This window comes from uncultured Campylobacter sp. (genome assembly GCF_937949835.1).
Taxonomy (GTDB): domain Bacteria; phylum Campylobacterota; class Campylobacteria; order Campylobacterales; family Campylobacteraceae; genus Campylobacter_B.
In genome coordinates, this window is sequence record NZ_CALEDC010000003.1 from 1 (window position 1) to 7,057 (window position 7,057).

Annotated in this window: 9 protein-coding genes and 1 pseudogene; 4 read left to right on the forward strand and 6 right to left on the reverse strand. The window is 41.6% G+C overall.

Features of this window, described 5'->3' with window-relative positions; translation table 11 throughout:
* Positions 1 to 356, reverse strand: a 356-nt coding sequence (locus Q0256_RS00035; RefSeq protein ID WP_297958912.1) for a DUF2809 domain-containing protein, incomplete at its 3' end; no start/stop codon positions are given.
* A gap of 243 nt (positions 357 to 599) precedes the next feature.
* Between Q0256_RS00035 and Q0256_RS00040 the strand changes: the two genes are divergently transcribed.
* The 4 genes from Q0256_RS00040 to Q0256_RS00055 are packed head-to-tail and all read left to right on the forward strand — an operon-like array spanning position 600 to position 3,389.
* Entirely contained in the window at positions 600 to 1,658 is a 1,059-nt protein-coding gene (locus tag Q0256_RS00040) for a hypothetical protein (protein WP_297958914.1), read from the forward strand.
* A complete protein-coding gene (locus Q0256_RS00045) occupies positions 1,636 to 2,004 on the forward strand; it encodes an ASCH domain-containing protein (protein ID WP_297958915.1) in 369 nt (122 codons plus the stop codon). The genes Q0256_RS00040 and Q0256_RS00045 overlap by 23 nt, the downstream gene beginning before the upstream one ends.
* A 10-nt stretch (positions 2,005 to 2,014) precedes the next feature.
* A complete protein-coding gene (locus Q0256_RS00050) occupies positions 2,015 to 2,929 on the forward strand; it encodes a hypothetical protein (RefSeq protein ID WP_232037819.1) in 915 nt (304 codons plus the stop codon).
* Positions 2,916 to 3,389: a GNAT family N-acetyltransferase gene (locus tag Q0256_RS00055; protein ID WP_122863436.1), complete on the forward strand. Its 474-nt coding sequence runs from the start codon at positions 2,916 to 2,918 to the stop codon at positions 3,387 to 3,389. Before Q0256_RS00050 ends, Q0256_RS00055 begins: the two co-directional genes overlap by 14 nt.
* Positions 3,390 to 3,391: 2 nt before the next feature.
* Here Q0256_RS00055 and Q0256_RS00060 read toward each other — a convergent pair whose 3' ends face one another.
* The 5 genes and pseudogenes from Q0256_RS00060 to Q0256_RS00080 form a co-directional block, all read right to left on the reverse strand.
* On the reverse strand, positions 3,392 to 3,706 hold the full coding sequence (locus Q0256_RS00060) for a hypothetical protein (RefSeq protein WP_122863435.1): 315 nt from the start codon (positions 3,704 to 3,706) through the stop codon (positions 3,392 to 3,394).
* A 96-nt stretch (positions 3,707 to 3,802) separates the two neighbouring features.
* Entirely contained in the window at positions 3,803 to 4,549 is a 747-nt protein-coding gene (larB, locus tag Q0256_RS00065; RefSeq protein WP_297958918.1) for a nickel pincer cofactor biosynthesis protein LarB, read from the reverse strand.
* Positions 4,536 to 5,315 (reverse strand): ATP-dependent sacrificial sulfur transferase LarE, encoded by a 780-nt coding sequence (gene larE / locus Q0256_RS00070; RefSeq protein ID WP_122873473.1) that lies wholly within the window; start codon positions 5,313 to 5,315, stop codon positions 4,536 to 4,538. Before larE ends, larB begins: the two co-directional genes overlap by 14 nt.
* Positions 5,287 to 6,662, reverse strand: a pseudogene (locus tag Q0256_RS00075) (LarC family nickel insertion protein). The gene larE and the pseudogene Q0256_RS00075 overlap by 29 nt, the downstream one beginning before the upstream one ends.
* A 2-nt stretch (positions 6,663 to 6,664) precedes the next feature.
* Positions 6,665 to 6,976 carry a lactate racemase domain-containing protein gene (locus Q0256_RS00080; RefSeq protein WP_149706637.1) on the reverse strand — a complete coding sequence of 104 codons (312 nt, stop codon included), beginning with the start codon at positions 6,974 to 6,976 and terminating at the stop codon, positions 6,665 to 6,667.
* Positions 6,977 to 7,057 lie beyond the last annotated feature (81 nt).

The window sequence follows — 7,057 nt, forward strand, 5'->3', positions numbered from 1 at the left end:
AGATCGGTAAGATCAAACGTCCCGCCGATCATTATCTTTAAAATTTTATTTTCTACGCCTAGAATTTGCACCGCGCCAAAATACTGCGCGAGCTCCAAGGCTGCCGCGAACGCGAAAATTTTAAACGGCAAATTTAAAGGCGGCGCGTTAAAAATAACCCGTGTCAAAACATAAAGCAAGATGACGGCCAGAACGTCACCCGCGTAGTGGCGCACGAAACCGCCCTTTACGCAGATCGCTATGTAAATTTCAGCCGCTAAAATCAGGACTGCCATGACCAAAAACGCTAGCCTCGTTCGCACGCTTTGCCTTTTTACTAGAGCTTCCTTTTGTAAGCTTAAATTTATCTCTTGCAACGCTTTCCTTTTAAATTTAGCCTTCAAATTTAGCTGTAAAAACCACGTTTCAAATCAAAGTGGGCTAAAACATCACATTTTTCACTTTGATTTGAAACGTAAATTTTTTTAATCTTTTTATTATCGTTTTAAATTCAAAAAATACCTTTAAAGATCCTTGCCGATATTGCGACGATGGCTTTAAAAGAATAAAATTAGATAATCTTTGATACAATTGCTTGGAAAATTTCAAGAGGTGTTAAAATGTCAAATATCCAAGAGAAATATATACGTGAAATTAACACATCTGATTCCTTTTTCGACTCTTTAAGGCAAGACTATAAAGGTTTTGATACATGGATAGCGAAAAAAGCAAACGCCGGTGAAAAAGCATATATACTATTTGATGATACCAAGATAGTAGCCTTTTTGTACTTAAAAATAGAAAGCCCAATAGATAATACGGATATAAATCCGACACTTGACACAAATGTGACATGGCTAAAGATAGGAACTCTTAAGATAGATGCGCATGGGACAAAGCTTGGAGAGCGCATTATAAAGAAGATTTTTGATTTTGCCGTAGCAAACAACATTTATAATATCTATGTAACGTCTTTTGAAAAACAAGCACCTTTAATAAAACTATTAAAAAGATATGGGTTTGTCCAGCATGGCAAAAAAATCAATGAGCTAGTATTAACAAAAAATATACCGACTCATGTGCAGGCGCTAAAAAATGATATACTGCTGGACTATCCGGCTATTAATGCGACAAGCGACAAATATCTTTTAAGTATATACCCGAAATATCATACTGGTATGTTCTCGGACTCTATGCTAAACACAGAAAGCTATGATATACTAAAAGACATGTCTGAATCAAATAGTATTCATAAGGTGTATATAGCGAAAATGAAAGGCGTCGAGCAACTCAAGAGAGGTGACTGCTTACTCATTTATAGAACAAAAGATGAAAATGCCCAAAGCGCGAACTACTCATCGGTCGTGACCTCTTTGTGCGTTGTAGAAGAATATAAAGATTTATCCAGTTTTAGTGACTTGGATGATTTCATCAAATACTGCAAGCCTCATAATATATTTACTGATGATGAATTAGAGAATATATTTATCAAAAAAAGTTACACAAAAATAATAAAAATGGCATACAATATATCATTTAAAAGACGTGTTATTTTAAAGAAGATTAGAGAAATTATAGGTTACGAAGAAGCCTACTGGGGTTTTGCGAAGCTTACAGATGAGGCTTTTTTTGCAATTTTAAAAGAAGGTTTAGTAAATGACAGCATTATTATCCATTAAGCCGGAATTCGCTGAGGCTATTTTTGATGGTACGAAAAAATTTGAGTTTAGAAAGGTAAAATTTAAAAAAAACGTTAATAAGATTAAAGTATATGCCACAAAGCCAGTTGGAAAAATTATAGGAGAATTTATAGTTGATAATATTTTGGAGGCAAGCCCAGAAGAACTATGGAGTAAAACAAGCATGGATGCCGGTATAGATAAAGAAAGATATCTAAAATACTTTAATGGCAAGAGTACCGGTTTTGCCATTAAGATTAAATCCGCAAATAAATATAAAGAGGCAATTTGTCCTTATTTGCAATACCCAAATTTTGTGGCACCACAATCGTTTATGTATATTTAGGAATGTAAAGATGAAAATAAACCCATATTGCACACAAGCTATATTTATAAATTTAGATTCAGATATCGCCGATAAAATAGAAGCAGTACTACATTTAAATATATTTTTGCCAAACGATAGAGAGTATTCGTATATAGAAATAGGTATATTGATTTCTAGAAAAGAGTATAATAATCTTGATAGAAATTTTAATATAGAGATCATGTTTCCATTTGACATACTTAAGGATGAATTTATAGACATAAAAGATAAGCTTCGTGATGGTAAGACATTAAATATGATTTTTAACGAAGAGACTCATTTGGATAAAAATAAATTAAATTTTAGACTAAGAGAATATAAGCTTGGAGATATAAAACTTTGTAAGACCACTATAAATAGCGATTCTAGTATAACAATGAGTGTAGAAGAAAAACAGAAAAACAGCTATTTTAGATTTAGGATTAAGAATATTAGAGATAAGATAACAGATACTGTTCTTTCAGATACAAAAGTCAATCCGTTTATAAAAATGATAAAAACAATTGGAATTTCAATAAATTTAGATAGGCAATTTACTAAACAATCAGACAAAAGGATAAAATTTAAAGAAATTAATACTTTCGTTATACTTGACTCTACAACTGAATTGATTGAAAAAAGCAGACCTATAAAAAGCTTTAGGGTTTTAGAAGATAATCTATGGAATCAATATATAGGAAGTGATGCAAATCAAAAAATGACGGTCTATCAATTTAAAGATAAAATATTAGGCGACGGTACGATAGACAATTATCAGCTTTTCTTAAAAAGCCTTCATCATAAAAGCTCAAAATTCGAAAAATATAAATTCTTATCATTCGTAATATTTGTGGCCATAATATCTAATGCTATTTACAATGCTATTTGCTGCTTATTAAAACGGTTTTTTAATGTTACCTTTTGACAATACAATCGACCTAACACTGCATCATACCCAGCTGATAAAGGCAGAGATACAGAATAAATATACATTATATAACTATATCAAAGATGCAAAAAAATACTATCCAAGTTTTGATATTTGGTATTTTACAAATGTACTGCCGTCATTAAAAGACGGGACAAAAAAAATTATAACTTCCTGTGATGATAATAATCTCAGGGGTCTTGCTATACTAAAATATAACGAAAAAAAATTATGCCACTTATCTGTTATGCCCCCTTATAAAAATAAAGGCTACGGCATAAAACTTTTTAAGCAAAGCTTTATAGAATTAGAAACAGAAAAGCCTTTCCTGACAGTGTCCGAAGAAAAATTAATAGAATTTAAAAAAGTATTTGATTACTTTGAATTTGAACTTACAGACATTATAGATGGGTATTACCGAAAAGGCAAAAAAGAGTATTTTTATAATCAGATATAATCCTACCCCTCAAACTCCAGATAAATCATATAGCTTATAGTGTTTAGATTGTGCGATACGCTTTTAATACTAAATTTTACATTTTCAAGTCTGGTTACGCCGGTTATTTTTAGTTTTATGCCGGCCCTTAGTTCTCTACCAGTGGCGGTAAGCGAGCCGTTTATTCCGCCGCGTCGTAGTTCGTTTAGCTTGGCTTCGCCCTTTTTAAAGGCTTCATTGTCTGATTTTGGCTCGGGGATATTTAGCTTATAGGTTTGCTCTCCGCCGCCGATCTTAGCTTGTTTATCTTTACCGTCTTTACTATCGTGCCACTGCACTATTACGGCTTGGTAGCTGTTGCGGTTTGCTTCTGTGATCGATAGGCTCTCGCACTCAAATTTATTCCGTTTATTTGTCTGAGTGCGGGCGTAATTTTACAAATGATTTATCAGACTTGCATTATACGCAGCGCCAAAGCCGTTATCGATATTTACGACGCTAACGCCGTTTGCGCAGCTGTTTAGCATCGCTAGTAGCGCCGCTAGCCCGCCGAAACTCGCGCCGTATCCCACGCTGGTGGGCACCGCGATCACCGGCACGCTAACAAGCCCTGCTAGCACGCTAGCCAGCGCGCCCTCCATGCCGGCGACCGCGATTACGACCTTTGCGCCGCGTATCTGCTCTAAATTTGCGATCAGTCTGTGCAGTCCGGCCACGCCTGCGTCGCTAAATTTGCGCGCGTCGTTGCCTAGAAATCTCGCCGTCTCGTACGCCTCCTCCACTACCGCGCCGTCGGCGGTGCCGGCAGAGACTATCGCGATGTAGCTTTGCGTGAGCGCGGGCTCTTTAAATTTGACGCTGATCACGCGGCCGCGAGCGTTAAACTCCGCCTGCGGCAGCACCTCGCGCACCCGTTTAAAAACCCGCTCGTTCGTGCGCGTGATCAGGATATTTTGCCGCCTTGCGCCGATCGCACCAGCGATGCGTAAAATTTCATCATCCGTCTTGCCCTCGCCGTAGATCACCTCGCCCGCGCCGTTTCGCAGGGCGCGCTGAGTGTCGATTTTGGCGCAGCCCACGTCGCTAAAAGGAAAATCCCGTAAAAACTCTATCGCTTCGCGTTCGCTTTTTTCGCCCGATTTTACGGTACGGATGAAATTTAAAGCCTCATCTTTCGTCATTTAAAATCTCCCCGCGAAGCCCCTTTAAATCAAGCAAAATATCATACTCGCCAAGCGCGGCGATCTCGCGTACGACGGCGCTAAAATCTCCCGCGCAAAAGCGCCTAGTCTCGCTCGCACCCATTTGCAGCTTAAAGGCTTTGCCGTCAAATCGCGCGCGAATGTTTAAAAATCCGTGCGAGATTAGCAGATTTTCGGCTCGCTCCACGAGCGAAATTTCCTCCGCGGAAAACTCCCTATCGTGCGGTAAACGCGTCAGAAGGCACGCGTAGCTGGGCTTATCCGCGGTCGGCAGTCCAAGCTCGCGGCTAAGCTCTCTAATCTCTGATTTTTTGAGGCCTTTAAGCGGCGAAAGCACGCCAAGCTCGTCTTTTGCTTTAAGCCCCGGGCGGTATTCGCCAAGGTCGTCTAAGTTCGTACCGTCGGCGACGTTTGTAAAGCCTAGATGCTTTGCCAGCTCGATTAGCCGCGTAAAAACCGCCTTTTTACAGACGTAGCAGCGATCTTGCGGATTATTTTTTACCGCTTCGGGTGCTTCTAGCTCTAAAATTTCATGCCTGATGCCGTAAGTACGGGTAAATTCCATCGCCTCTTTTATCTCGCGCCCCGACATATAGGGCGATTTTAGCGTGATAGCTACCGCGCGCCGGCCTAGCGTATCGGCAGCAACGCGCAACAGTAGCGAGCTATCCACGCCGCCGCTAAACGCTACGGCTAAATTTTCCAGCTTTTTTATATCATTTTTTAGAATTTCTAGTTTCGTCATATTTTTTTAAAGTCTCGTTTCTAACCTCGCGGATCGTCGTTTGAAATCTCTGCGCGGCTTTTTTGCAGTCCTCGAATTCGGGCTTGATTTTTAAAATTTCGGGGTAATTTCGGGCTAAATTTTCGTCCGTTAAATTTTGTTCGGCGTTAAAATCGCAAACTCGGCCACGCGAAATTTTAAGCCTTATTTTGCCGTATTTAGTCTCTACCTCGCAAAACTCGCGCGCAAGCTCCGTTTTCCTCACGGCGCACTCTCTAACTCCGATCGCCGTCGTATGCGCGAAAATTAGCCCCTTTATCCGCGCGGCGTCCTGCTTGCGGCACAGCGCGTTTAGCTCAAAGCCAGCGCGCCGCTATCTCGCAAAATATCGCACGCAAAGGCAAAGCTCTCGGCGTCCATGTCGTCGATATTAGTGGAGATTAAAATCCGCTCGCAAAGCTCGCCATAGCCGATCTGCACGCTCAAATTTGGCTCATCTCTCAAGCCTAAATCCTCGCTCGTTTCGCAAAGTATCACGCGAAGCGCGTTGGCAAAATCTGCGACGTCTTTATCGCCAGCGCCGTAGCCCGTGCTTAAAATTTTAAAATTTCGCGGCGACTCGCGGCGGTCTTGCTCCCTTAAATTTAGTGCGCAGGCCTTTAAAATCGCCGCTCCTGTGGGCGTAGTCATCTCGAAATTCGCTCGCCCTAGGCTTACTTGCGCGCCTTTTAAAATTTCGCAAACCGCAGGCGCCGGTACGGTCAGCCTGCCGTGAGCGCAGTGCGCAAAACCGCCGCCAAGCTCGATAGGCGAAGTAAAAATTTGCGGCGCGCCCAAGGCCTCCAAGCAAATAGCCGCGCCCACTACGTCCGCGATGCTGTCCGCGGCGCCCACTTCGTGAAAATGTACTTGCTCTACGCTAGTGCCGTGGACTTTGGCCTCGGCTCGCGCGATAACGCTAAAAATTTCGCTTGCCGTTTTTTTTACGAAAGCGCTTAGGCTAGAGCTCTCGATAAGCTCTAAAATTTGCGCGAAATTTCGCGGATGCGGGCGGTTTTGGGCGGGCTTATCCGCTCTAAATTCGGCGCCGTGAATTTTGCCGTTTAAATTTTGACGCGGGCTAAATTTAGCGCCCGAGAGGCCAAGCGGAAGCTGACCCAGATTTGCCGCGCAGACGACGTCTATTTTGGTTGCGGAGATACCGCATTTTAGCACTTTGCGCTTGCGTAGGTAAAACTCGCTAGCTAAATTTAGCTTAGCAAGCTGGGCGCAAAGATGGCTAAAATCCGCGCCCAAATCCACCAACGCGCCTAAATTCATATCGCCGCTGATGCCCGCACTTGCGTCGTAGTAAAGAAATTTCGCCAAGCTTAAACCTTAGGCACCGTCATCGAGCCAAACGGCAGGATGATGATTTTGGCGTCCGCGCCCTTTTGCGCGAGCGCGTCGTCCACGGCCTTTTGGATGTCGTGGTATGGTTTTAGATGCACGGCGCGCATCTCATCGCCAGCGATCAACTCATCAAAGCTTTTTTGATTTATCGGATTTGCCAGAGCCTTTGCGATGAGTGCCGTTTCGTCGAATTTAGCCACGGGGTTGGGGTTAAAAACTCCCAGTAAATTTTTTTCCGGAACGCTTAGGTCGATGATATCATCTTTGCCGTAGCGAATAGGAATTTGCACGTTTGCTCCTTAAGTATAATCATTAATTTTTTATCTTAGGATTATATATAAATTTTTCTTTTAAATGTATTTAAAAAGGGT

Bases quoted from the DNA above. Each gene is read 5' to 3' on its own strand.
- Q0256_RS00040 (WP_297958914.1), top strand. From the start codon at position 600: ATGTCAAATATCCAAGAGAAATATATACGTGAAATTAACACATCTGAT.
- Q0256_RS00045 (WP_297958915.1), top strand. From the start codon at position 1,636: ATGACAGCATTATTATCCATTAAGCCGGAATTCGCTGAGGCTATTTTT.
- Q0256_RS00050 (WP_232037819.1), top strand. From the start codon at position 2,015: ATGAAAATAAACCCATATTGCACACAAGCTATATTTATAAATTTAGAT.
- Q0256_RS00055 (WP_122863436.1), top strand. From the start codon at position 2,916: ATGTTACCTTTTGACAATACAATCGACCTAACACTGCATCATACCCAG.
- larB (WP_297958918.1), bottom strand. From the start codon at position 4,549: ATGACGAAAGATGAGGCTTTAAATTTCATCCGTACCGTAAAATCGGGC.
- larE (WP_122873473.1), bottom strand. From the start codon at position 5,315: ATGACGAAACTAGAAATTCTAAAAAATGATATAAAAAAGCTGGAAAAT.